The sequence below is a fragment of the Nocardiopsis sp. JB363 genome, from assembly GCF_900143625.1.
Lineage (GTDB): Bacteria > Actinomycetota > Actinomycetes > Streptosporangiales > Streptosporangiaceae > Nocardiopsis.
Window position 1 is genome coordinate 73,648 of the sequence record NZ_FRFF01000131.1, and the last position, 23,987, is coordinate 97,634.

A 23,987-nucleotide genomic window follows, 5' to 3' on the forward strand; every position below is an offset into this window, starting at 1 on the left:
GTCGTGCGTCTCCCGATCGAGTCGCTCCAGGAGGTACCGGAATCGTCTGGAACGCGGCTGGGAACTCTGACAGACTCCGGGCCATCGGTGGTGAGCGAAGGAGGCACGGGACGTGGTTCAGGTGAGTGTGTGCGCGGCCGAGGACTTGGAACGCACCGAGGTGCTGGAGCTGTACGGGGCGGTCGGTTGGACCGCCTACACCGAGGCGCCCGAGGTGCTGATACGGGCGTTGGGCGGGTCGCACCGGCTGGTCGTCGCGCGCCGGGAGGGTCACCTCGTGGGCTTGGCCCGATCGATTTCGGACGGCGCCACGGTGGTCCACGTCCAGGACGTACTGGTCCACCCCGACGAACAGCGCACCGGCCTGGGTCGGCGGCTGATGGACGAATTGTTCGCCGGGTACGAGGGCGTCCGACAGCGGCTGCTGCTCACCGATGACGAGGACGGCCAACGCGCCTTCTACGAGGCGTTGGGTTTCGTGGCGGCACACGACCACCGGCCACCGCTGCGGTCCTTCGTACGGTTCGACTGAGCCCTCGGTCCAGGCCGGCGCGTTCGGGCTCCGGGTGGAGACGGGCGCCCGTGAGCGATCGGGGGTCGAGAAGGACTCTTGGGCAAAGACGGCGGGCCGACTCCCGAAGGAGTCGGCCCGCCGAACCGTCCCAGGTGCTAGCGCGGCAGACGCTCGGCCAGCCAGGCCTCGACATCGGCCGAGGAACGCGGCAGACCGGCCGACATGACGGTGCGGCCCTCCTCGGTGACCAGGACGTCGTCCTCGATGCGCACGCCGATGCCGCGCAGCTCCTCGGGGACGGTCAGGTCGTCGGGCTGGAAGTACAGGCCCGGCTCGACGGTGAGCACCATGCCCGCCTTCAGGTCGCCGTACAGGTGCGTCTCCTGGCGGGAGACCGCGCAGTCGTGCACGTCCAGACCGAGCATGTGGCCGGTGCCGTGCAGGGTGTAGCGGCGCTGCAGGCCCAGCTCCAGGACGCGCTCGACCGGACCCTCCAGCAGGCCCCACTCGACCAGGCCCTCGGCCAGCACGCGCTGGGAGGCCTCGTGGAAGGCGGTGAAGGGCTTGCCCGGAGCGACGGCGGCGATACCGGCCTCCTGGGCCGCGTACACCAGGTCGTAGACCTTGCGCTGCAGGTCGGTGAAGGTGCCCGAGACCGGCATGGTGCGGGTGACGTCGGCGGTGTAGAGGGTGGTGGTCTCCACGCCGGCGTCCAGCAGCAGCAGGTCGCCCTCGCGCACGGGGCCGTCGTTGCGGGTCCAGTGCAGGGTGGTGGCGTTGGCGCCGGAGGCGGCGATGGTGCCGTAGCCGACGTCGTTGCCCTCCACACGGGCCCGCAGGAAGAAGGTGCCCTCGACGTAGCGCTCGGAGGTGTCCTTGGCCTGCGGCAGCGCCTTGGCCACGTCACCGAAGCCGCGCGTGGTGGCGTCCACGGCCAGCTGAAGCTGGGCGACCTCCCACTCGTCCTTGACCAGGCGGTGGTCGGCCAGGGCGACGCCCAGGTCCTCGTCGAGCTTGACGGACTTGGCGCGGGACTCCTCGTCGGTGTCGGCGCGCAGCTCGTCCACGACGGTGTCGAGTTCGGTGTCGTGGCCGCGCACGATGCGCGTGGTGACGGCGTCGTCGGCGCGCAGGGCCGCGGGCAGGGTGCGCACGTCGGCGGTGGCCACGCCCAGCAGGACGGCGGCCTCCTCCAGGCTGTTGCGACGGCCGGTCCACAGCTCGCCGTAGCCACCGAGCCAGAACTCACCGTTGTCGCGGTTGGAGCGCGGCTTGAGGTAGAGCGTCACCTCGTGGCCGCCGCCCGCCTTCGGGGTGAGCACGAGGCAGTTGCCGTCGGTGGTGTCACCGGTCAGGTAGGCGTAGTTCGTGGCGGCACGGAAGGGGTACTCGGTGTCGTTGGAGCGGGTCAGGAGCTGACCGGAGGGGATGACCAGGCGGTCGCCGGGGAAGGCGGCGCCGAGCGTCTCGCGGCGGCGAGCGGTGTGCTCGGCCTGCTCGATCGGCTCCAGGTCGCGCATCTCGGTGTCGGCCCAACCGGTGCTCATCCACCCGGCGAGCTCGTCGGAGACCGACTGCGCCTGGCCGTTCTTGCGTGGACTGAACACGGGGGCGTCCGTCTCGGCCTGGGGGCGCTGCTGCTCGCTCACTTCGTGACTCTCCTCGTCGAGTTCGTCGAAAGGGTGGAAAGCGGTGACCTGGCCGCCGGCTGCGGCCGCCCCTCCATCGTAGAGGGCGGGGAGGGGCCGTGCCCGCCCGGGGACATAGCGCTCCCCATAACGTCCGCGCCCCTCGCCGGGGTCAGGCGTACAGGTCGTGGGCGAAGGGGACGGCCTTGGGGTAGGGCAGGTCATCGATGGTGGTCGGGTCCACCCACCGGTAGCCGATCCGTTCGTACAGGGCCACGGCCTCGGGCTGGGAGGGCCCGGTGAAGAGCATCACGGAGCTGTAGCCGAGGTCGCGCGCGGCGTCCTCCAACGCGGTCATGATGAGCCGGCCCAGACCCTTGCGGCGGTGTCGCGCGGAGGTCCAGATCCGTTTGAACTCGACCGTGCCCGGCGTTCCGTCCGGCGCCGGACGGTAGGGACGCAGCGCGCCACCGGCGACGATCTCACCGTTCGACTCGGCCAGGACCAGGCGACCCAAGGGCGCGACGAAGTCGGTGACGGGGTAGCGGCCCAGTTCGTTGGCGGCGCCCTCGGCTCCGTAGCGTTCGGTGTACTCGCCCAGGAGACCGTCGAGCAACCCTTGGACGCGGGGGTCGTCGTGCTCCACCCGCAGCATCCGCACCCGCCCGAGTTCGAGCCCGGTGGTCTCGGTCCGTGCCGTCTCGGTCCGCGCCGTCTCGGTCCGCGCCGTCTCGGTCATGGTGATTCCCCTCCCCCACGTTCACACCCACGCGATCCGGGAACGGTTCCCGACTCGGCGTGGGCGTCGCCATCGTCCGCCGGAATACTACGGCCCGGCATCGGCGGCCCGGTTGTCGTGTTACGCACAGATGAGCCCCCGCTTGCCCCGTTCTCACATGGGTCTGGTTAGTGTGTGCCCATGTCAGTCACCGAACGCATCCTGCTGGGACCGGGGCCGAGCAACCCCTACCCCGAGGCGACCCTGGGCCTGGCCGCCCCTCTCCTCGGGCACCTCGACCCGGAGTTCGTCGCCATGTTGGAACGCGCCTGTGGACGGCTGCGTTCCCTGTGGGGCACCGAGAACCCGCTCACACTACCGCTCTCGGGCACCGGTTCCCTGGGCATGGAGGCGGCCTTCGCCAACACCGTGCGCCCCGGCGACCAGGTGGTCGTCGCCGTCAACGGGCTGTTCGGTGAACGCATGTGCGAGGTCGCCTCGCGCTACGGCGCGCACGTGATCCGCGTGGACCACGAGTGGGGCCGTCCCGTGGACACCCAGCGGGTGCTGGACGCGCACCCCGCGCCCGCCCTGGTCGCGGCGGTGCACGCCGAGACCTCCACCGGTGTGGTCAGCGACATCGGCGCCCTGGGCCGGGCACTGCGCGAGCGCTCCGAGGAGACCCTGCTGCTGGCCGACTGCGTCACCTCCCTGGGCGGCATGCCCATGGACCTGGACGAGTGGCGGGTCGACATCGCCTACTCCGGCACCCAGAAGTGTCTGGGCGTGGCTCCGGGGCTGGCGCCCTTCACCTTCTCCGAACGCGCTTGGGAACAGCGGGTCCCCTCCCCTCCGGTCTGGTACCTGGATCTGGGGTTGCTCGGCGCGTACGTGCGCGGCGGACCGGGCGGTCGCGCCTACCACCACACCGCCCCCACCGCGATGGTGGCCTCCTTGGACGCGGCGCTCGCCCGCATCGAGGAGGAGGGTATGGAGGCCGTGGCCGCCCGCCACGCGACGGCCGGCGCGCGCCTGCGCGAGGGCCTGCAGGAGATGGGGCTGGAACTGTTCGCCGAGGAGGGCCACCGTCTGTCGCAGTTGACGTCGGTGCGGGTCCCCGAGGGCGTGGATTCGGGCAAGGTTCGTGAGCGACTGCTGCGCGAGTACGACCTGGAGATCGGCGCGGGTGTGGGCCCCTACGCGTCGACGGTGTGGCGGATCGGGCTGATGGGCCACAACGCCCGTCTGGACCGGGTCGAGCTGGTGCTGGCGGCGCTGCGCCGCGTCCTGGGCCGCTAGGTACCTTGCCGGGTCGCGGACCGCGACGCCTTCCCCGGGCGTCGACGGCCCTGACCCTGTTCGGCTATTCGGCGTTGGGACCGTAACGGTTGTCGTGGTCGCGGGGGTCGTCCGGGTCGGCGATGTTGCCCAGTGTCATGGCGATCGGCGGTAGGACCGAGGCCACCGCGCCCATCGCCACCGCCCATCCGGTCCCGAAGAGGTAATAGACGGGCACGGACCCGGCGAACAGCACCAGGCACGTTCCCATGAGGAGCCCGTACCACAGCTTCCTGCGTTTGATGAGATCACCCCCGAGCGTCACCGATCGGGCCTTGACCTCAGACTATCCACTCTGGTCGGCGCCCTCGGGGGCCTCCGCGCCCACGCGACGCGCGGTGGCCAGGGCCGGCCGCGGTGGGCTGAACCGGGTCAGCGAACGCAACGCGCCGGCGCCGTTCTCCATCCGGTATCCGGCGTCCAGCAGACGCTGTTTGGCCTCCTCGGCGCTGAGCACGGTGGCCTCGTCGAAGATCCTGTTGTAGAAGCGCTCGGGCACCCGGTTGAGCCCGGAACGCAACAGGCTCAGGCTCGCGGTGGCGGCGGTGGCCGCGCCGGGGGTCTGGGGGATCATCCCGTAGGCACGACGCGCCCAGGCCGGCAGGGTCGTGTAGGCCAGGGCTCCCACCGGGAACCACAGCGGTTTGAGCGGGGCCAGCCAGGCCAGCCGTTCGGGCACCTTGGGCCACATCAGGAAGCGGACCGCTTGTCGGGCCTCTTCGGTGACCCGGAGTTCGGGGCGCACGGCCGCCAGGTAGCGGCGCATGTCGGCGACGCTGCGCGGCACGTCGTCGCGGGACAGCCCCACGTAGGCGGCGGTGCGCGACTGTTCGTCCAGGTAGCGGTCCATCTCGGCGGGGCTCAGGTCCAGCCCGGAGCGCACCGTGGTCTCCAGGTAGGACGACACCTCCGCGCAGTGCACCCACACCAACAGGTCGTGCTGGTCGACCCGGTGCGGGCGCCCGGTGGCGGGATCGGTGAAGCTCAGGGCGCGGTGCACGCGCCGCACGTGTTCGCCCAGGGTGTCGGCCTCGGTGTGACTGCCGTAGGTGGTGACCGCGATGAAGTGGGCGGTGCGCAGCAGGCGGCCGGTGGGGTCGCTTCGAAAGTCCGATCGCTGCCACACCCCCTGCATGGCGATCGGGTGCAGGGCCTGGAGCATCAGGGCGCGCACACCGGCCACCCACATCGACCGGTCCAGGTGTACGCGCCAGGTGACGCTCTCGGGGGCGGCGACCGTCGGGTGCATCCACTCTCCTCCGGGTAGGCGCGAAGGGGGTCCGCGCCGGGTTCGGACGGTGCGGCGGGGTTCCCACGATACGAGAGCCTGCCCGGTCCGTCCCGCTATGGGGGCGTTCCCACCGATCCGTGACGTACACACGATCGAACCGGGAACCCGCCCAGGGACGGCCGGGTCCCCGGTTCGGGTTCAGCCGACCTGGGCGCGCAGGAACGCCAGGACCGCCTGGACCCGACGGTGCACCCCGTCGTCGGGTGGCAGGTCCAGCTTGGCCAGGATGTTGCCCACGTGTTTGCCCACGGCGGCGTCGCTGACCACGAGCTTGCGCGCGATGGCCCCGTTGGAGTGCCCCTCCGCCATCAGCTCGATCACCTCGCGTTCGCGGGCGGTCAGCCGCTGCAGCGGGTCGGCGCTGCGGCGCAGCAGCTGGCGCACCACCTCGGGATCGACGAAGGTGGCGCCCTCGACCACGTTGCGCAGCACCGAAGCGAACTCGCGAACGTCGCCCACCCGCTGCTTGAGCAGGTAGCCGACCCCCTCCCCCTCACCCGAGTCCAACAGTTCGGTGGCGTAGCTCAGCTCCACGTACTGGCTGAGCGCCACCACGGCCAGGCCCGGGTGGGTGCGGCGCAGTCGCACCGCGGCGCGCAGCCCCTCGTCGGTGAAGTCGGGGGGCATGCGGATGTCGGTGACGACCAGCCCGGGTCGGTGTTCGTCGACGGCCGCGATCAGTTCCTCGGCGTCGCCGACGGCGGCCACCACGGGGAAGCCGAAGCGTTCGAGCACCCCCACCAGGCCCTCGCGCAGCAGCACGCCGTCCTCGGCGAGCACGGTCGGTACCTGGGTCACCTCTGGGTCTCCGGTTGGTCGGTCGTACAAGGCAGCTCCACTCGGATCCGTGTCGGCCCTCCTACGGGGCTGGACAGGTCCATTGTGCCGCCCATGACGGCGACCCTGTCGGCCATGCCGGTCAGGCCGCTGCCGCGCGAGGGGTCGGCGCCACCGGGTCCGTAGTCGGTGACCTCCACCGTGAGCACGTCCCCGCGAGGCTCTTCCCGCAGGTCGGCGTGGACGGTGACGGCGTTGGCCTCGGTGTGCTTGTAGGCGTTGGTGAGGGCTTCGGCCACCACGAAGTAGGCGGTGCCCTCCACGTGCGGGGGTTGGCGTCGTGGCAGATCGGCGTTGACGGTGACCGGAACCGGACAGTGATCGGCGAGTTCGGCCAGGGCGGAGGGCAGGCCGCGGTCGGTGAGCACGCGTGGGTGGATGCCGCGCACCAGTTCGCGGATCTCGTCGATGAGTTCGTCGGCCTTGGCCTGGGCGGCCACCACCCGCTGATCGGCGGGTGAGTCCTCGTCCAGGTCCACGCGGGCCATGCCCAGGTCCATGCTGAGCGCCACGAGCCGTTGCTGCGCGCCATCGTGCAGGTCGCGTTCGATGCGGCGGCGTTCGTACTCGAAGGCGTTGACCAGACGGGCGCGGGACTCGGTGACCTGGCCCAGTTCGGCGTAGAGTTCCTCCTTGGGCGGGCCGACCAGCAGGGCCCGGGCGACGACCCCGTGTCCGTAGGACAGCAGGCCGCAGCCGTACAGCAGTGGGACCGCCAACAGGGGTGAGACCAGGGCGAAGGGCAGGGCCTCCTGGCTGGTGTAGAGCTGGAACGGGCCCATGCTCAGCGGCGCCTCCCCCGGGACGGTGAGGATGAGTGGACCCGCCGCGAGGACGATCATGGTGGCCAGCAGGAACCCGACCAGGGACAGGGTGACGACGAACAGGACGAGCATCACCGCCGCGTAGGCCACCTCGCGCCAGGTCGCGGCCTCGGTGTAGCGGGTGCGGACCCATCCCCACAGGCCCGCGGGCGGATCACGGTGTCCGCTGCCCGCCGGGCCGGGCAGGACCAGCCGGAGCCGGCGCCGTTCCAGCGCTCCGAGCGGGATGGCGATGAGCGGGCCGAAGCACAGCACCATCACCAGTCCGATGAGCAGGAGCGTCACCGAAACGAAGGTCTTCCCCTTGATGATCGTGGCCAGGCCCACGAGCAGCGGTGAATACAGCGGCATCGAGACCATCGCGAGGACCCCGCCGACCACGATGGTCGTCAGGGTGTAGGCCAGGACCCGCCAGGCCCAGCCGCTGATCAGGTAGCGCGGGCCGGCCAGGGCCCGGGGCAGAGTGGTGGTTCGGGCGTCGGGGACGCTTCGGGAGCTCATGATGCCAACGCTAGGCCGCGGAGCGGGCCCGGGAACATCCGCCGGACCCGTCGATTCGCGGTAGGGACGGCCCTACCGTCGTGGTCCGGCCCGGCCGACGGCGTAGCAGTTCAGACCGGTAGGATGGGCCGACGTGAGCGCGAAACCCGTCATCCCCGATGTCCTGGCCGCCCGCTACGCTTCGGCGGAGCTGACCCGGCTGTGGTCCCCCGAGTACAAGGTGGTCGCCGAACGGCGGCTGTGGCTGGCCGTGCTGCGCGCCCAGGCGCGCCTGGGCGTGGACGTGCCGGCCGGTGTGGTCGAGGACTACGAGAAGGTCCTGGAACAGGTCGACCTGGCCTCCATCGCCGAGCGTGAGCGCGTCACCCGGCACGACGTCAAGGCCCGGATCGAGGAGTTCAACGCCCTCGCCGGCCACGAGCACGTGCACAAGGGCATGACCTCGCGCGACCTGACCGAGAACGTCGAGCAGTTGCAGGTGCGCGACAGCCTGCTGCTGGTGCGCGGCCGCGTGGTCGCGTTGCTGTCCAGGTTGGGGCGGCTCTCCGCGGAGTACGGCGAGACCGTCATGGCCGGCCGTTCGCACAACGTGGCCGCGCAGGCGACCACGCTCGGCAAGCGATTCGCCTCGATCACCGACGAGGTGTTGGTGGCGTACGGGCGGTTGGAGGAGCTCATCGCCCGCTACCCGCTGCGCGGGATCAAGGGCCCGGTCGGGACCGCCCAGGACATGTTGGACCTGCTCGGCGGCGACCGCGAGGCGCTGACCTCCCTGGAGAACGAGGTGGCCGCCCACCTGGGGTTCGAGCGGCGGTTCACCAGCGTGGGCCAGGTGTACCCGCGCTCCTTGGACTTCGAGGTGCTGACCGCGCTGGTGCAGTTGGCCGCCGGACCCTCCTCGCTGGCCAAGACCATCCGTTTGATGGCCGGACACGAGCTGGTCACCGAGGGCTTCGCCGAGGGCCAGGTCGGCTCGTCGGCGATGCCGCACAAGATGAACACGCGTTCGTGCGAGCGGGTCAACGGGCTGACCGTGATCCTGCGCGGGTACGCGTCCATGACCGGTGAGCTGGCCGGCGATCAGTGGAACGAGGGCGACGTGTCGTGCTCGGTGGTGCGCCGGGTGGCGCTGCCGGACGCGTTCTTCGCCTTCGACGGGCTGGTGGAGACCATGCTGACGGTGCTGGACGAGTTCGGCGCCTTCCCCGCGGTGATCTCCGCGGAGCTGGACCGCTACCTGCCGTTCCTGGCCACCACCAAGATGCTGATGGCGGCGGTGCGCGCCGGTGTGGGGCGCGAGAGCGCCCACGAGCTCATCAAGGAGCACGCGGTGGGTTCCGCGTTGGCGATGCGTCAGGAGGGTGTGGGCAACCGGCTGCTGGACCGGCTGGCCGAGGACGAACGCTTCCCGTTGGACCGGGCCGCCCTGGACACCCTGCTGGCCGACCGGATCACGTTCACCGGCGCCGCCGCCGACCAGGTCGCCGACGTGGTGGCGCGAGTGGACGCCGTATTGGCCGAGCACCCCGAGGCCACCGCGTACGCGCCGGGGTCGATCCTGTAGTCGCCGCTCGATGTCGAGAGGGGGTCCGAGGCCTTGTGCCTCGGGCCCCTCTTTCGTGGGATCGGGCGTTCGTGTCTTCGGGATATGGCGCTTTTCACTCGCGCTAACAGTGGGTTTGAAAGTTAACACCTATTACGGTTGAGGGTGTCGGACCACCCCTCGCTAGGAGACCCCCATGATCGACCCGACCTCCTTCGGGACCGCCGTCCTGGTTCTGGGCGTGCTCGCCGCCATGATCATCGCCTTCGGGCTCGCCGCCCTGTCCGACATGGCGCTGCGTCGCCGTGAGGACCGCGCCACCAAGGGTCCCACCGGCGACTGAGCCTCCAGAAGTGGCACGTCCGCACTCGGTCCGAACCCCGTCTCATTCGGTGGCGGACGGGAAACGCCAATCGCCCTCCTCAACCTGCCGTTCCTCCGCGCTCAGGTCGACATCGGCCTCCGCGAAGACCTCGCGGACCCGCCGCTCCATGTCCTCGGACATGTAGTGGTGGCTCAGGTCCAACCGGGCCAGATCACGGAAGATCGGGGCGCCGATCAGCACTTCGGCGCCCTCGTCGGTGAGCGTGCCCATCGACAGGTCCAGGGAACGCAACCGGCCCACCACGGGAGCCTCCGCCAAGGCGCGCACCCACAGGTCGGTGTCCTCGGCGTTGCGAAGCCCCAGGTGGAGCAGGCGCGGGAACGCCTCGCCCGACAGGATGCGGGCCAGGTCTCGCGGGTAGGTGTCGCCCCGATATTGTCCGACCCCCAGCCACAGTTCCAGGTGCTCCAGCTCGGGCAGGTCGGAGCCGTCGATGCCGCGGGCGACGCGCGCGGGCAGGCCACCGGTCTGCACGGTGAGGGTGCGCAGCGCGTCGTGGCGTCCGATGTCCAACCCCAGATGGCTGCCCGGGTTGAGGTAGGGGTCGCCGGTGCCGCGCACGGCGAACTCGGTCAGGTTCGGGTAGGCGGCCAGGACCGGGGCCAGGTCCGGCTGATGGATCCAGGAGAGTTCGGCCTCCTCGGAGATGAGGTCGCCGATGAACAGTGCCCTGAGCCCGGGGAACCGGTCCGCGTGCTCCAGGAGCGCGTCACGGGCGGGGGCGCCGGGTTCGTCCAACTCGGAATCGCCCGCGGCTCCGATCACGATGGCCTTCACCGCGGTGGTGTCCGCCGCGGTCACGAAGGAACCGAAGTGGTCGGCGAACTCCTCCTCGGGTTCGAAGGACTCGACCTGGAACCGCCACGCGTAGGCCTCGGGGGTACGAAGGGCCGCGTTCTGCGTTTCGGTGTCCACGTGGTCACGTTCGTACCGGGGGGTCGAGGCCGAAAGCTCCTGCGCGGACGCGTAGTCGAATACCGGCAGGCCGCCGAACTCGGTGAGGTGTTCGAAGAACATGGGCCACTCCTGGTGCAGATGTTCAAGGTGTGGGCCATGTTTAGCACCGCGAGGTGACGAAACCCGGAAAACGCACGATTCGAGCACCGACGTTCAGGTGGCGCTCCCCCGGAACCGGACACCACGAAGGCATCGGAACCTCTTGGCGTCAGGCCCGTTGGTTTGCCCGACGCGGACACGGCCCCATCCCCGCGTGCGCGGGGAGCAGAGGTGGTGCAGGTGCTTTTCCAGGTCGGGCAGGGGTCCATCCCCGCGTGCGCGGGGAGCAGCGCGCGGCGCTTCTTGCTGCGGGGGCGGGGGGTGGTCCATCCCCGCGTGCGCGGGGAGCAGTGCATCGGCAAGCTCTCGGCCTCACCGTCCGAGGGTCCATCCCCGCGTGCGCGGGGAGCAGTGGTAGTCGGGGAAGCGGGTGCGGGGGTCCTTGGGTCCATCCCCGCGTGCGCGGGGAGCAGGGTGAACGGCCCCTACCTGGACGGTAGGGGCCGGGTCCATCCCCGCGTGCGCGGGGAGCAGCCGCGCATCATGAGGCACACCGCCGCCTCATGGGGTCCATCCCCGCGTGCGCGGGGAGCAGGTCATCTCGATCATCGCGGGGTCAGAAGCCGGGGGTCCATCCCCGCGTGCGCGGGGAGCAGGCCGGGGCCCGGTGGGTGCCCGCTGGTGCGTGGGGTCCATCCCCGCGTGCGCGGGGAGCAGGGGGTCGCCGACCCGAACGGGGGCACCGTCGCGGGTCCATCCCCGCGTGCGCGGGGAGCAGATGCTCCTCCTTGCCTGCCGGTTCGAGGAGCTGGGTCCATCCCCGCGTGCGCGGGGAGCAGCATGAGGTTCCTTTTCTGTTCGTTGTTCATGGGGGTCCATCCCCGCGTGCGCGGGGAGCAGCCGCGGGCAGCGCGGGCCCGGTTGGCTTCACTGGGTCCATCCCCGCGTGCGCGGGGAGCAGGCACCGTCGGGCACCTTGCGCTTGCCGGTCTCGGGTCCATCCCCGCGTGCGCGGGGAGCAGCTGGTGGGAGCCATCCGCCTGCCCGGTGGCGCGGGTCCATCCCCGCGTGCGCGGGGAGCAGGTCGGTCAGGGTCTGGCCCCGGCGGACGTCGGGGGTCCATCCCCGCGTGCGCGGGGAGCAGGCGGCGATGATGGCGGCCGCGCCACCTCCGCCGGGTCCATCCCCGCGTGCGCGGGGAGCAGATTTGGGCCCCGACCGTGGCCCCGGGGCCGGTGGGTCCATCCCCGCGTGCGCGGGGAGCAGGCCAACAGTTCGGCTCAGGGCATGCACCAGATGGGTCCATCCCCGCGTGCGCGGGGAGCAGGACCCGTTCCTCGCGGTGCTCAGCTTGGTGGAGGGTCCATCCCCGCGTGCGCGGGGAGCAGTCTCGCTGACCTGCAGCTTCACCCGGAGAACAGGCTCGAATCTGCAACTAGTTGAGAGTTGGACATTGATCCACTTTCCGGACAAAACTCACAAGCGAGCCACTCAAGCAAGTGCCCCTGCGGCCAGCGATCGACCAAAGGAAACACCTCCTACACCCGCTCAACGATAGCGAGGCAAAGGGATCCAGGCATCCACGAGCCTTCCGGAATTTTAGTTCAAAACTCGAAGCATCGCATGGTTTATTTCGAGGCTCAAACCGAACGCTAGAATTCCGGCCATGGACGACGGACTCCTCGCACGTGCGGTGCGGGCCAACCACGAGCTGTTCCTGCTGACCAGTGACCGCATGGCCGCCACCTTCGCGGACCTGGAAATCACCTCCTCGACGGCCTCGCTCCTGCTGGAGATCGACCCGAAACAGGAACCGCCGACCATGAAGGCTCTGGCGGGTCGGCTCTACTGCAACGCCCCCAACCTCACCTTCCTCATCGACCAACTCGTCGCCCGCGGCATGGTCGAGCGCGTGCGGGCCACAAAGGACCGGCGCCAACGCGCGGCCGTGCTCACCGAGAAGGGTGCGCGCACACGCGCGACCCTGATGGACGTCGCGCTCGCCACCTCCCCCTTGCGGCATCTGACCACCGAGGAGCGAACAGCGGTGTCGTCCATCCTGGAGGGCGCCCTCACACGCGCCAAGGCCTCTCCTGCCGAGGACGATCCCCTGACCACGGTCGACAGCACCCGGTGACCCACTCCCCGCGAGTCGGTGCCGCCATATCCACACCCGAAAAGTATTTCGAGTATCGAAGCATCATGCTAGCGTCAGTGCTTCGACACTCGAACCACTGGAGGATTCCGTGCGAGACGGCTATCGCGGCATCACCGCACTCGTCACCGGCGCGTCGAAGGGGCTGGGGCGAGAGCTCGCGCTGGAGCTGGCCCGGAGGGGTGCTCGACCGGTACTGCTGGCCCGCTCGGCGGATCGGCTGCGGGAACTCGCCGCGCAGATCAGCGAACAGCACGGCGGAGCCGAAACCGAGGTGATCGTCGCCGACCTCGCCGCACCGGAGGGACCGAAACAGGTCCTACGAGAGCTGCACCAACGCGGCCTGAGCGTGGACCTGCTGGTCAACAACGCCGGTATCGGCAGTGCGGGCCCGTTCCTGGACCGCCCGCTCGAACCGCAACTGCGTTCCGTCGACGTCAACATCGGCGGCCTGCTCACCCTCACTCACGCGATCGGGGCCGAACTGGTCGCCCACGGCTCCGGCGGCATCATCAACGTGTCCTCCACCGCGGCCTTCCAACCCATGCCCTACCAGGCCGGTTACGCCGCGAGCAAGGCGTTCGTGCTCTCCTTCAGCGAGTCGCTGGCCGAGGAACTGCGCGGTACCGGTGTCCACGTCATGGCCGCGCATCCCGGCGCGATCGCGACCGGTTTCTTCGACGGCACCTCCATGACGATCCCCCCGACCGCCGACGCACCGGTCTCCGTCGCGGCCGGCATCCTCGACGACTACGCCCGGCGGCGCGCGGTGTCCTACCCGGGCCGGAGCGTCTTCAGGGCCATGACCTGGGCTTCACGTCTGCTGCCGCGCACCGTCGCCGTGCGGGTGGCCGGTGCGTTCAACCGGCGGCTGCACCTGCACGAGGTCGTCGACCTCGTCTAGGTCATCTCCGGGAAGGACCACCACGACCGACCTCGAAAAACGGTGTGCCTCGTCGACGGATGGTCGTGAGGGAACCTCTCGTGGGGAGAGGCCCTGAGCCGAGAAGGCGGGTGCTTCCCTCGGGCCGGCCCGGTGGTTTCGACGGTCGACCCGAGAGAGGGGCCGGGCTCGGATCAGCGGGGCCGAGACCATGACGCGCCTTCCTCACGTGGTGCGGCCGGCCTGACGGGGGCGTACCCGTCTGCGCCGGCCGCACCGGTGGGCCCACCCATGTTTCCCCACACGCGCCCCGGCCCCTCTATCCGTCCTCGGGCAGGGTGAGGGCACCGTCGGCCAGGCGCGCGCGGGCACGGTGGTGTCGCTTCTCCACCGGCAGGATCGTCGTCGCCCCGGGCAATCCCATGGCCGGCGCTCCGACGTACATACTCTCGGCCCGTTCGACGATAAAGGTCTCGTGCCAGATCCCGACGGCGTCGGGGTGCTTCCTCGCCATCGCGTTGAACCTCGTCCACGCCGGGCGGTGGCTCAGCGAACCCGCGGAGGCGTAGTCGTAGAGCCTGTCGATCGAGGACCAGTACTGCACGGCGTACGGTCCCTTGCCGTTGAACAGCAGCTCGTAGCCGAGCAGGCCCGAATCCGGGTCCTCGGAGAGCTCGGCCAGCATCGGCCGCATGACTCGCAGGACCGGGAACCACAGGTCGGGACGCCACCACCGGTTGAGCGTCATGCCGATGTGGAAGACCACCAGCTCCCCGTCATGTCGATGGGTCACGCGACCCGACACGATCTTCGCCATGATTCCCTCCGATTATTGGATAGCTTCACTATCTAAATTAGCTTGTGCGACTATCCAAGGCAAGGAGGTTTCAGCATGCGCATGGCAGAGTTGTCCGCCGAGGCCGGCGTGCCCGTCCCCACGATCAAGTACTACCTGCGGGAAGGGCTGCTGCCCCAGGGCGTGCGGACATCGGCGACCCAGGCCCGCTACGGGGACTCGCACATCCGTCGACTCAGGGTGATCCGGGCGTTGGTCGACGCCGGGGTGAGCGTGGCCGGCGTACGCAAGGTGCTCGCCACCCTCGACGAGCCACCGCACGAGGTGGCCGACCTGCTCGGCGCCGCGCACGCGGCGGTCGCTCCGCGGGGGGACGATGGGATCCCGCTCGCCGATGCCCGACTACTCGCCGAACGTCTCGGCTTCCGCCCCGGGGCCTGCGAACCCGAGCGCCTCGCGGATGTCGCACGAGCGCTCGATTCCCTGAACAGGGCCGGCTTCGAGATCCCCCCGGACGTCATGACCGCCTACCTGGAGGGCGTGCGGACCATCGCGAGGGCCGAGATCGCCGGCGTTCCGGTCGACACCCCCGAGGAGGCGGTCCGGTACGTGGTACTGGGCACGGCCCTGGCCGAACCGCTCCTGCTCGCGCTGCGCCGCATGGCCGAACAGTTCGCCGCCGTCGAGCGCTTCCCCTCCGACACCTGACCGACCCGGCGGCCCGGAGGCCCGGTGCCGCGCCGGAACGGCCCGGGAGGCCCTACGCCGCGAGGGTCGCGCCGCGTAGGGCCCATGAGGTTCGAACCCGGAGCCGACCTGGGTCAGAACCCGCGCCCCTCAGTGCGTCAACGTCGACCAGGTGAACCCGCCCCCCAGCAGGGTCGCGGCCACCGGCATCGTCCGCAATTCCTCCGTGGAGCACGACAGGGGATCCCGCTCCACCACCACCAGGTCCGCGGGTTCGCCCGCCACGACGCCGGTCCGTCCCCTGGTGCTCGCGGCCAGAGCCGACTCGACGCCGATCCGCTGCTCCGGATGCCACGGCTCGCGGCCCTCGCGGCTGCGCGAGACGGCCGCGGAGATCGCGATCCAAGGGTCCAGCGGAGAAACGGGAGCGTCGGACCCCAATCGGAGCGTCGCGCCCGCACGCTGCAACGACGCGATGGCGAAGGCGCGCGCGGTGCGGCCGGGCCAGTGCAGTTCGGCCACGTCCCTGTCGTCCATGGCGTGTTCGGGCTGCACGCTCGCGATCAGGCCCAACTCGCCGAAGCGAGCGAAGTCCTCCTCCCGGACCAGCTGGGCGTGTTCGACGGCCCCGGTCATCGCGAGCTCCTCGAAGGCGTCCAACACCCCCGTGTTCGCGCGGTCGCCGATGGCGTGGATCGCCGCGGCGATACCCGCTCCCTTGGCCCTGGCCATCAGTTCCCGCAGGGTGTCCAACGGAACGCTCTCCATCCCGCAGGCGTGGGGGTGGGCGCCGTCCATGCCGGGGTAGGGGTCCCAACACCACGCGGTCCGGGTGTTCAGGGAACCGTCGACCACGACCTTGAGCGGGCCCATGGTGATGAGCCCTCGTGGGTCGAGGGGGTCCCCGGTGCGCACACCCCGGGTGATCGCGTCCTCCAGCCGTTGGGGCCATACCGACACCTCCACCCGCAGTGAGTCGACGCCCCGTGCCACCCGTTCGGGCCAGAGCCTGAGGTTGTCCGTGTTCTCGAACTCCACGATCCCGACCACGCCGCGGCGGGCCGCGGCTCGGGCGGCTTCGCGGTAGTCGTCGGTGGACAGATCGGCCGGGGACTGGATCCGGTCCAGCGCCCCGAACCACTCACCCTCCCGGACCAGACCGGTCGGCTCCTCCGGGGTCAGCGTGAGCAGCCGGGCCGCGGCGGTGTTCAGCCAGGCGCAGTGCAGGTCCTTGCTGACCAACACGACGGGGATCTCGGACGCGACCTCGTTCAACGCCTCCAACGAGGGGCTGTCCGGCCACGTGCCGTCCTGGAACCCGTAGCCGACGATCGGCGCGGGGTCCGCCGAACGTGAGGCGCGAGCCGTCGCGACCGCCCGCCGAACACGGTCCAGGCACTGGGCCGCGCTGGCCGTTCCGGACAGGTCGAGACGGCGCCGTTGGACCGTCCACTGTGCGAAGTGCACGTGGTGGTCCCACATGCCGGGCATCACGAAACGGCCCTCCACGTCGGTGGTCTCCGTGCCGTGACCGGCACCGGAGGCCGCCGGGAGGACCGCTTCGATCTCGCCGCGATTCAGCCGGATGTCATAGGTGCCCTCGTGTCCGGGGATGGACGCGTTGACCAACGTCCTGTGTTCGCCTTGTGTCATGTTCGCGCCCTTCGTCATCGCCGTGTACTCGCGTCTTCGGGTGCGCCCGCCGGCCGCCCCTGGGGATGTTCCATACCGTTGACCCGTGCCATCCGGGCGGCCAACGCCGGGTTGTTGTAGGGCCCAGGCTCGACCAGGTGGCCGATGATCTTATTGATGGATTCCTCGGGTTTGTCCTGGTTCATCTTCTCCTTCGCCTCGACGCGGTCCACCCGCAGGCGGAACCCCACCGTCCCGGTGACGATCCGGTGTGCGTACTCGCTGTTCTCGGCGGTGGCGTGCAGCAGGTGCGGGTCCGGCAGCACTCGTTCGAAATGGGCGACGAGGCGGTCCAGCACCCGCAGGTTCTCCTCATCGCCGAGGATCTCCGGGACTCCGTGCAGGTGGGCGACGGCGAAGTTCCAGGTGGGGACGTTGGGGCGGTAGCCGTACCAGGACGGCGAGATGTACCCGTGCGGTCCCTGGACGATGGCGAGCATCGCGTGGTGTCCAAGCCGGTGCTTGGTCTCGTCGGGCCGCCCCACGTGGCTGAGCAGGACGATGCCCTCGGCCTCCTCGTCCAGCAGCACCGGGTAGTGCGAGGCCACGATCCCGTGGTCGGGTACCGAGGACACGAAGGTGCACCAGGGGTTCTCCCGGATGAGGTCCTTGATCGTGTCCGTGTCGTCGAGCGCGTAGTCGCGGTTGTCCCTCATCGGCTCGCCCCCGCCTCGTTCACCGGGCTCGGGGCCGAGGCCCTTTCGAGTCCGTTCCAGGCCAGGTCGGCGAGGGCAGCGGCGTGAAGACCGAGTACCCCGTCATCGAACCGCGCCCCCTCCGAGTGCATCGGCGCCGCCACCTCCGGCGGCACGCCCTCGGGCAGCGCTCCGAGGAAGACCAGCGTTCCGGGAACCCTTTGGAGCACGTAGGAGAAGTCCTCCGAGGCCATGGCCGGTTCCGCCAACGTCACCACACGCTCGGGTCCATGGACCTCCGACAGCCTGGTGACGACCTCCGCGGTCTCGTGGGCGTCGTTCACCGTGGCCGGGTAGGACGGGACGAACTCGACCGTGGCCGCACAACCGTGGGCCTTGGCCAGGCCTCGAAGGAGCTCCGGGAGTTCGTCGCGCAGCAGCGCGAGCGTCCCCTCGGAGAAGTGGCGCATGTTGGCCTCCATGCTCACCGATCGGGCCAGCACATTGCCCGCGCTCGAATCGCTGGAGAGGGGGCCGATGGTGATCACCGCCGGGTCGCCGGCCGGGATACGGCGCGCGGCGAAGCTCTGGACCGCCAGGATCGCCTGGGCGGCGACCGGAACCGGGTCCACGGCCAGGTGGGGCATGGCCGCGTGGCCGCCGGTGCCCTCGAAACGGATGCGCAGGGTGCTGACCCCGGCCATGATCGGTCCGCTCCTGGTGACGAAGCGCCCGTAGGGGGTCGTGGCGTCCACGTGGATCGCGTAGGCCGCGACCGGTCGTTCGCCGGCGGCGTCGAGGACTCCCTCGTCGATCATGATCCTGCCGCCGCCGAAGCCCTCCTCCCCGGGCTGGAACATGAAGATCACCGTTCCGGGTAGCTCGTCCCGGCGTCCGTGGAGCAGTTCGGCCGCGCCGACCAGCCCGGCCACGTGCAGGTCGTGCCCGCAGGCGTGCATGGCCCCGTTGGTGGCGGCGAAGTCCAGTCCCGTCGCCTCCTCGACGGGGAGCGCGTCCATGTCGCCGCGCAGCAGCACCACCGGACCCCCGGCGTCACCGGCGGCGCCTCCGCGCAGGACGGCGACGACCGAACTCAGGGACGTGCCGGTGACGATCTCCAGGTCCAGCCCTTCCAGGGCGTCGAGCACGGCCCTTTGTGTCTCGGGCAGGTGCAGACCCACCTCCGGTCGGGAGTGCAGACTCCGGCGCAGCGTACGCAGCTCGGGCAGGAGTGTCTCGGCGGCGGGGGTGAAGGGGTTCCTCGTCACCGCCGGTTCGGGGCCGCCGGTCTTCTCCGGGGCGGGGCGATGGGTCATGGTGTCACGTGCTCCTCGAAGGTCATACGTTCGCCCAGTACCGGGACAGCGCTGAGGAGCTGCCGGGTGTAAGGGTCCTCGGGACCGTCCAGTAGTGGTTCGGTGGGTCCGGACTCGACGATGACCCCGCCGCACATGACGTGGATCTCGTCGCTCATGTAGCGGACCACGGCCAGGTTGTGCGAGATGAAGAGGATCGAGAGTCCCAGGTCCTGTTGGAGTTCGCGCAGGAGGTTCAACACGGTGCCCTGCACGGAGACGTCCAGCGCCGAGGTCACCTCGTCCGCGATCAGCACCTGTGGTTCCCCTGCCAGGGCCCGCGCGATGGTGATGCGCTGGCGCTGCCCTCCGGAGAACGCTCCGGGCAGGTCACCGGCGCGGTCCGGATGGACGCGCACCCGTTCGAGCAGCTCGCGTACGCGGTGGTGCCGCTCCGCGCGAGTCCACTTGCGCCCCGTGGCCAGGGTGGCCTCGGCGATCGAATCGCCGACGGACATCCGGGGATCGAGGGCGGAGTAGGGGTCCTGGAAGATCAGCTGGACACCGCGGCGGGCCTCCCGGGCCCGCCTGCCCCGTCCGACCGCGCTGACCCCGTCGACCAGGATGTCTCCCCCGCTGATCGGGGCCAGGCCCACGACGGCGTTGGCGATCGATGACTTCCCCGAGCCCGACTCGCCCACCAGTCCGATGGTGCGCCCGGGCGCCAGACTCAACGACACGTCCATGACCACGGGCCGTGTTCCGTATCGGATGCTCAGATTCTCCAACGCGAGAGCCGTCACAGCGGACTCTCCTCTCCTGCTCTGACGGCGCCGGACACCGCGCCCACCTCCGGCGTCCCGGCGTCCTGTTCTCCCGGGCCCGATCGGTCGTCGATCACCGGCAGGGGCCGGGTGCGGTCGGAACGCATGTCGGGAAGGCAGGCGATGAGCCCTCGGGTGTAGGGGTGCCTCGCCTCCTCGCGAATACGTCGTGCGTCGAGGTTCTCGACCACCTCACCGTCCTTCATCACCACCACCCGGTCACAGAACCCCGAGACCAGGGCGACGTCGTGGGAGATGAGGACGATGGCGGTGTCGGTGGCCCGCTGGGCCCGGTGCAGCACGTCGAGCACCTGTTTTTGCACGGTGACGTCCAGGGCGGTCGTGGGTTCGTCCGCGATGATCAGCCGGGGGCCGGCGGTGAGCGCCATGCCGATCATGGCGCGTTGGCGCATACCTCCGGAGAACTCGTGCGGGTAGTCCTTCAACCGCCGACGTGGTTCGGCGATACCGACGGCGTCGAGTCCCGACTCCGCCCGCTGTCGGGCCTCCTCGCGGCTCATGCCGAGGTGGGTCCGCGAGACCTCGGTCAGTTGGCGCCCGATCCTCAGGGCAGGGTTCAGCGAGGTCAACGGGTCCTGGAAGACGATGCCCAGTTCCGTTCCCAGGCGTTTGCCCTCCTTTCGTGAGAGCGGCGTGCCCAGGTCGATGTCGTCGAAGCGGCGGGTGCGCGCCTTCACGATCGCCCTGTCGTCCGACAATCCGGCCAGGGCCATGGCGGTCAGGGACTTCCCGGAGCCGGACTCGCCCACGATGCCGACGATCTCTCCGGGTCTCACGGACAGGTTCACACCACGGACGCGTTCCACGAATCCGCCCTCGCCGTCGGGGAAGGAGACGCTCAGGTCGGTGACCTGCGCCAGCGCGGTCCCATCACCGCCCGGGTCGACCCCGCCCACCGGCGGGGCGACGGCGGCGGCGTCGGATCGGGTCTTCCTCCCCGGCCCGCGTGGGAACAAGGACGCCCGGCCGGCCGCCGCCACACCGCGCAGCCCTTGCCCGGGGCGGTCGGCGAGCGCCTCGGCGATCATCGTGAAGACGAGTCCGGCGAAGACGATGGCGACGCCGGGACCGATGGCGGCCATGGGGTTGGTGTAGATGTGCCCGATGCCCTCGTTGATCAGCCGCCCCCAGTCGTAGGCGGGGGCCTGTACGCCCAGCCCCAGGAAGGACAGTCCGGCGAAGGAGAGAAGCGTGACGCTCGCGGAAGCGGACACCTGCACCAGCAAGGGGTTGGCGATGTTGGGCAGGATGTGCCGGAAGAGGACCCCGAGGGGCCCCACCCCGACCACCCTGGCCGCACGCACGTAGTCCTGTCCGGAGACCGAGGAGGCCAGGTTGTAGACGAGCCTGGTGAGGTTGGGGATCCCGGCCAGGCCGATGGCGAACATCGCCCCGGTGGCCGTGGCACCCCAGATGACGGTGAAGAACAGGACCAGCAGCAGCCAGGGGAAGGCCAGCAGCATGTCCATGAGCCAGATGAGGATTCGTCTGGGGTACTTCGGCAGGATGCTCGCGGTCAGGCCGACGATCACACCGCCGGTGACGCCGATGGCGGTGGCTCCCAGTGTGAGCAGCAAGGACATCCGGGTGGCCACCATGACCCGGGCGAAGATGTCGCGTCCCAGGTCGTCGGTGCCGAAGAGGAACTCCGCCCCGGCGGGCGTCCACCGGTCGGGCACCGAACGCGCCGTGGCGGCCTCCCCCCAGATTCCGGGGCCGGCGAAGGCGATCACCATGAGGACGGCGGTGCCCAGGATCGCGGTCAGACCCGCCGGGCCGACAAATCTCTTCATGCTCATCCCTCCGAGATCGAGGTGCGCGGATCGACGGTGATCAGGATGAGGTCCACCAGGAGGTTCACTCCCAGGACCATCAGGGCGAAGACGAGCACGACCCCTTGGATCATCGGATAGTCCTTGGTCTGCACGGCCGAGATCAGCGTGGTCCCCATACCGGGGACGGCGAAGACCGTCTCGATGATCACGGTCCCGGCGGTGAGCCCGGAGAGCAGCAGGCCTCCCACGGTCAACGTCGCGGTGACGATGTTCGGCAACGCGTGCCGGAAGAGGACGATGCGCTGAGGCAGTCGCTTGGCCTTCGCGGTGGTCATGTAGGTGGAGTCCAGGACCTTGATCATCTCCACCTGGACGATGCGGGCCAGGTACGCCATCGGTCCCAGGGACAGGCCGAGCACCGGCAGCACCAGGGAACCCGGGTCGCCCCAGCCCGCGGGCGGAAGGACCGCCAACCAGACGCTGAACACGGCGATGAGGATGGCCGAGAGCAGGAAGTCGGGGATGGCGATGAGCACCCCGAGCCCACCGGAGATGACCGGGTTGGCGGACCCGCCCTTGGTGGAACGGGCGATGAGCGCCGCCCCCATGCCCAGGGGCAGGGCCCCCACGAGCGCCACCGCGAAGCCGAGCGTGGCCAGGGTGAGGGTCGTGGGGAACCGCGAGGTGATCACCTCGGCGACGTCCTGCCGGGACTGGATGGAGGTCCCCAGGTCGCCCCGGAACAAGCCCCCCACGTAGTCGGTGAACTGCTGGGGCAGGGGTTTGTCGAGCCCGAGGTCGGCCCTGGTGTTCTCCACCAGCCCCACCGGCGCGGTGGGCCCCAGGGCGGCGCGTACCGCGTCCCCCGGCACCAGGTGCACCACGAAGAAGCTCGCCAGCACGACGATCAGCAGTGAGGCGACCAGGCGTCCGCTCCGGCGGATCGCGAAGGATCCGCGCAGGGAGAGCCGGTCGTTGAACCGCGCGATGGCGGCCACGGGGGCCATGGGCCGATGTGTTCTCGGTGCGGTGCCCATGGCGTTACTCGGTCATCCGGATGGAGGGCGCCTGGATGTAGGAGGTCTCCTCGAACACCGCGCCGTTCATGAAGGTGGACAGCAACGTTCCGGCCACGGGGAAGGTGTGGAAGTTCTCCACCAGCGCCTTCTCGGCGTCCTCCCAGTATCCGCAGGCCTCGTCCGGAGAGGCGGAGAAGGTCTTCTCGGCGATCTCGTCGTATTCGTCGCCGGCGGTGGCCATGAAGTTCAGGCCTCCTTCGTCGGGTGTGTCGCCTCCATAGAAGGCGTCCTGGAGGGTGGGGTTACCGGAGGAGATCTGGATCCAGCCGGTGTCCCAGTCGAAGGTTTCGTAGAGGCGTTCGGACCACCCGGCTCCGTCCAGGGCCCGCAGGTCCGTCTGAACGCCGATCTCCAGCCAGTACTCGCGCAACAGTTCGGCGGCCGGGGCGTGCGTCTCGCTGCCGGCGTCGTAGACGAAGACGATCTCCAAGGGCTCTCCGTCGCGGTGGCGCAGGCCGTCGTCGCCGAGTTCCCAGCCCGCCTCGTCGAGCAGCTCACCGGCACGGTCCGGGTCGTGCCCGGGGGCGTCCCAGAGTGGCCCGTCCTCGGGGACGCAGAGGAAGGGCGACTCCGTGATCAGGGAGTCGAGTTCGACCGGGTGGCCGCCGCTGACGACCTCGGCCGCCTCATCGTGGTCGATGCCGGTCACCAACGCCTCGCGGACCAGTGGATCGTGGGTGGGACGGTCGTCCCGCTCGTTGAAGAGCATCTGACCGATGGGGTTGACGACCCCCGTGTAGTCGTATCCGGCGGCCTCGACGCGGGCACGGTCGGCCCCGGTGATCCGTGCCGCGTTGAGCTCCCCGGAGATCAACAGGTTGGTCCGGGTGGACTCGTCGGTGATGACCTGGACCTCCAGTCCGTCGGGGATGCCCTCGGTCTGCGAGGTCAGCCCGCCCGGCCCCCAGTCGTAGTCCTCCCGTGTGGTGTAGACGAAACGGTCGGGAAGGGCCTCGGTGAGCTCGTAGAGACCGGTGCCGTTGGAGACCCCTTGGAGGCTGTCGGGGTCCTCGATCCCCGCCGCGCACACCATCTCCACGGTTCCGACCTTGCTCAGGAGGAAGGGGTCCGGGCCCGGGGCGGTGACCTCCAGGGAGAGTCCGTCGCCCTCGGCCTCCAGGCCCACCGGAACGAGCGAGTCGGTGTGCACGGAGGTGTTGTCCGGGTTCGCGTGGTATTCGAGGTTCGCGGCGGCCACCTCGGCGTCGAAGTCCGTGCCGTCGTGACAGGTGACGCCCGGCTTCAGCTCCAGGGTGACCGATCCCCCGTCCTCGCCCTCCTGCCATGACTCGGCCAGCCAGGGCTCGAACTCGCCGTCCTCGTCGATGTAGACCATGGACTCGTAGGCGTAGGTGACGACCTGGCGTTCCTGGGGCTGGCTCCCGGTCATGGGGATGGTGTCGTTCACCTCCCCGGTCACCGCGGCGGTGAAGGTCCCCCCGGAGACGAGCTCCGCGTTCTCCTCACCACCCCCGGGCCCTCCGCAGGCGGTGAGACAGAGGGTTCCGGCGCTCAGCAGCGCGGTGGCTCCGATGATCTTTCTGGTACGCATAATCGGTACTTTCTCTTC

At 70.0% G+C, this 23,987-nt stretch carries 21 protein-coding genes, 1 pseudogene and 1 CRISPR repeat array; of the genes and pseudogenes, 7 read left to right on the forward strand and 15 right to left on the reverse strand.

The genetic code is table 11. The annotated features are described in order from the left end of the window. Positions 1-112: 112 nt before the first annotated feature. Positions 113-532: a GNAT family N-acetyltransferase gene (locus tag BQ8420_RS19445; protein WP_087100562.1), complete on the forward strand. Its 420-nt coding sequence runs from the start codon at positions 113-115 to the stop codon at positions 530-532. A gap of 137 nt (positions 533-669) precedes the next feature. Here BQ8420_RS19445 and BQ8420_RS19450 read toward each other — a convergent pair whose 3' ends face one another. After that, a complete protein-coding gene (locus tag BQ8420_RS19450; protein WP_087100563.1) occupies positions 670-2,163 on the reverse strand; it encodes an aminopeptidase P family protein in 1,494 nt (497 codons plus the stop codon). A 151-nt stretch (positions 2,164-2,314) separates the two neighbouring features. Further along, positions 2,315-2,881 carry a GNAT family N-acetyltransferase gene (locus BQ8420_RS19455; protein WP_087100564.1) on the reverse strand — a complete coding sequence of 189 codons (567 nt, stop codon included), beginning with the start codon at positions 2,879-2,881 and terminating at the stop codon, positions 2,315-2,317. A 180-nt stretch (positions 2,882-3,061) separates the two neighbouring features. On the opposite strand from BQ8420_RS19455, the gene BQ8420_RS19460 reads away from it, so the two are divergent. Further along, positions 3,062-4,159 (forward strand): alanine--glyoxylate aminotransferase family protein, encoded by a 1,098-nt coding sequence (locus tag BQ8420_RS19460; RefSeq protein WP_087100565.1) that lies wholly within the window; start codon positions 3,062-3,064, stop codon positions 4,157-4,159. Between the two features lie 64 nt (positions 4,160-4,223). Here the strand turns inward: BQ8420_RS19460 and BQ8420_RS19465 are convergent, their stop codons facing one another. The 4 genes from BQ8420_RS19465 to BQ8420_RS19480 form a co-directional block, all read right to left on the reverse strand. Beyond that, complete coding sequence (locus BQ8420_RS19465; RefSeq protein WP_087100634.1) at positions 4,224-4,442, reverse strand: DUF3099 domain-containing protein; 219 nt, start codon at positions 4,440-4,442, stop codon at positions 4,224-4,226. A gap of 42 nt (positions 4,443-4,484) precedes the next feature. Then, positions 4,485-5,447 (reverse strand): oxygenase MpaB family protein, encoded by a 963-nt coding sequence (locus tag BQ8420_RS19470; protein WP_087100566.1) that lies wholly within the window; start codon positions 5,445-5,447, stop codon positions 4,485-4,487. A 180-nt stretch (positions 5,448-5,627) separates the two neighbouring features. After that, complete coding sequence (locus tag BQ8420_RS19475; protein ID WP_235006372.1) at positions 5,628-6,287, reverse strand: response regulator transcription factor; 660 nt, start codon at positions 6,285-6,287, stop codon at positions 5,628-5,630. Beyond that, positions 6,284-7,651 carry a sensor domain-containing protein gene (locus BQ8420_RS19480; RefSeq protein WP_087100568.1) on the reverse strand — a complete coding sequence of 456 codons (1,368 nt, stop codon included), beginning with the start codon at positions 7,649-7,651 and terminating at the stop codon, positions 6,284-6,286. The genes BQ8420_RS19475 and BQ8420_RS19480 overlap by 4 nt, the downstream gene beginning before the upstream one ends. A gap of 133 nt (positions 7,652-7,784) precedes the next feature. Between BQ8420_RS19480 and purB the strand changes: the two genes are divergently transcribed. Together purB and BQ8420_RS32380 are read left to right on the forward strand one after the other, a co-directional pair. Continuing rightward, positions 7,785-9,215: an adenylosuccinate lyase gene (gene purB / locus BQ8420_RS19485; RefSeq protein ID WP_087100569.1), complete on the forward strand. Its 1,431-nt coding sequence runs from the start codon at positions 7,785-7,787 to the stop codon at positions 9,213-9,215. Between the two features lie 175 nt (positions 9,216-9,390). After that, positions 9,391-9,537: a hypothetical protein gene (locus BQ8420_RS32380; RefSeq protein WP_200815997.1), complete on the forward strand. Its 147-nt coding sequence runs from the start codon at positions 9,391-9,393 to the stop codon at positions 9,535-9,537. A gap of 105 nt (positions 9,538-9,642) precedes the next feature. Here BQ8420_RS32380 and BQ8420_RS19490 read toward each other — a convergent pair. Continuing rightward, positions 9,643-10,596: pseudogene (locus tag BQ8420_RS19490) on the reverse strand (STM4015 family protein); the annotation flags it as partial. A gap of 179 nt (positions 10,597-10,775) precedes the next feature. Further along, positions 10,776-11,963: a CRISPR direct-repeat array (repeat unit 29 nt; unit sequence GGGTCCATCCCCGCGTGCGCGGGGAGCAG). A gap of 278 nt (positions 11,964-12,241) precedes the next feature. Between BQ8420_RS19490 and BQ8420_RS19495 the strand changes: the two are divergent. Beyond that, positions 12,242-12,712: a MarR family winged helix-turn-helix transcriptional regulator gene (locus BQ8420_RS19495; protein WP_087100571.1), complete on the forward strand. Its 471-nt coding sequence runs from the start codon at positions 12,242-12,244 to the stop codon at positions 12,710-12,712. Between the two features lie 109 nt (positions 12,713-12,821). Continuing rightward, a complete protein-coding gene (locus BQ8420_RS19500) occupies positions 12,822-13,634 on the forward strand; it encodes an SDR family oxidoreductase (RefSeq protein WP_087100572.1) in 813 nt (270 codons plus the stop codon). Positions 13,635-13,932: 298 nt separating this feature from the next. Here the strand turns inward: BQ8420_RS19500 and BQ8420_RS19505 are convergent, their stop codons facing one another. Continuing rightward, the gene (locus BQ8420_RS19505) at positions 13,933-14,430 is read right to left on the reverse strand and encodes a DUF4188 domain-containing protein (protein ID WP_087100573.1); all 498 of its coding nucleotides are present in this window, start codon (positions 14,428-14,430) and stop codon (positions 13,933-13,935) included. 75 nt (positions 14,431-14,505) lie between these two features. Between BQ8420_RS19505 and BQ8420_RS19510 the strand changes: the two genes are divergently transcribed. Then, positions 14,506-15,117, forward strand: a complete 612-nt coding sequence (locus tag BQ8420_RS19510) for a MerR family transcriptional regulator (RefSeq protein ID WP_087100574.1) — start codon at positions 14,506-14,508, stop codon at positions 15,115-15,117. A 129-nt stretch (positions 15,118-15,246) separates the two neighbouring features. Here BQ8420_RS19510 and BQ8420_RS19515 read toward each other — a convergent pair whose 3' ends face one another. From BQ8420_RS19515 to BQ8420_RS19545, 7 genes are read right to left on the reverse strand one after another with little or no spacing between them, the layout of a single operon-like run. Next, positions 15,247-16,749, reverse strand: coding sequence for an amidohydrolase (locus tag BQ8420_RS19515; RefSeq protein WP_087100575.1), 1,503 nt, complete (start codon positions 16,747-16,749; stop codon positions 15,247-15,249). A 14-nt stretch (positions 16,750-16,763) separates the two neighbouring features. Continuing rightward, positions 16,764-17,444, reverse strand: coding sequence for an FMN-binding negative transcriptional regulator (locus BQ8420_RS19520; RefSeq protein ID WP_087100576.1), 681 nt, complete (start codon positions 17,442-17,444; stop codon positions 16,764-16,766). Beyond that, entirely contained in the window at positions 17,441-18,739 is a 1,299-nt protein-coding gene (locus BQ8420_RS19525; protein ID WP_200815998.1) for a M20 family metallopeptidase, read from the reverse strand. Before BQ8420_RS19525 ends, BQ8420_RS19520 begins: the two co-directional genes overlap by 4 nt. Continuing rightward, complete coding sequence (locus BQ8420_RS19530; RefSeq protein WP_235006373.1) at positions 18,736-19,521, reverse strand: ABC transporter ATP-binding protein; 786 nt, start codon at positions 19,519-19,521, stop codon at positions 18,736-18,738. Before BQ8420_RS19530 ends, BQ8420_RS19525 begins: the two co-directional genes overlap by 4 nt. Then, positions 19,518-21,356 carry a dipeptide/oligopeptide/nickel ABC transporter permease/ATP-binding protein gene (locus BQ8420_RS19535; RefSeq protein ID WP_160049369.1) on the reverse strand — a complete coding sequence of 613 codons (1,839 nt, stop codon included), beginning with the start codon at positions 21,354-21,356 and terminating at the stop codon, positions 19,518-19,520. The genes BQ8420_RS19530 and BQ8420_RS19535 overlap by 4 nt, the downstream gene beginning before the upstream one ends. A gap of 2 nt (positions 21,357-21,358) precedes the next feature. After that, on the reverse strand, positions 21,359-22,345 hold the full coding sequence (locus BQ8420_RS19540) for an ABC transporter permease (RefSeq protein ID WP_087100578.1): 987 nt from the start codon (positions 22,343-22,345) through the stop codon (positions 21,359-21,361). 34 nt (positions 22,346-22,379) lie between these two features. Beyond that, entirely contained in the window at positions 22,380-23,969 is a 1,590-nt protein-coding gene (locus tag BQ8420_RS19545; RefSeq protein WP_087100579.1) for an ABC transporter substrate-binding protein, read from the reverse strand. Positions 23,970-23,987: the final 18 nt, after the last annotated feature.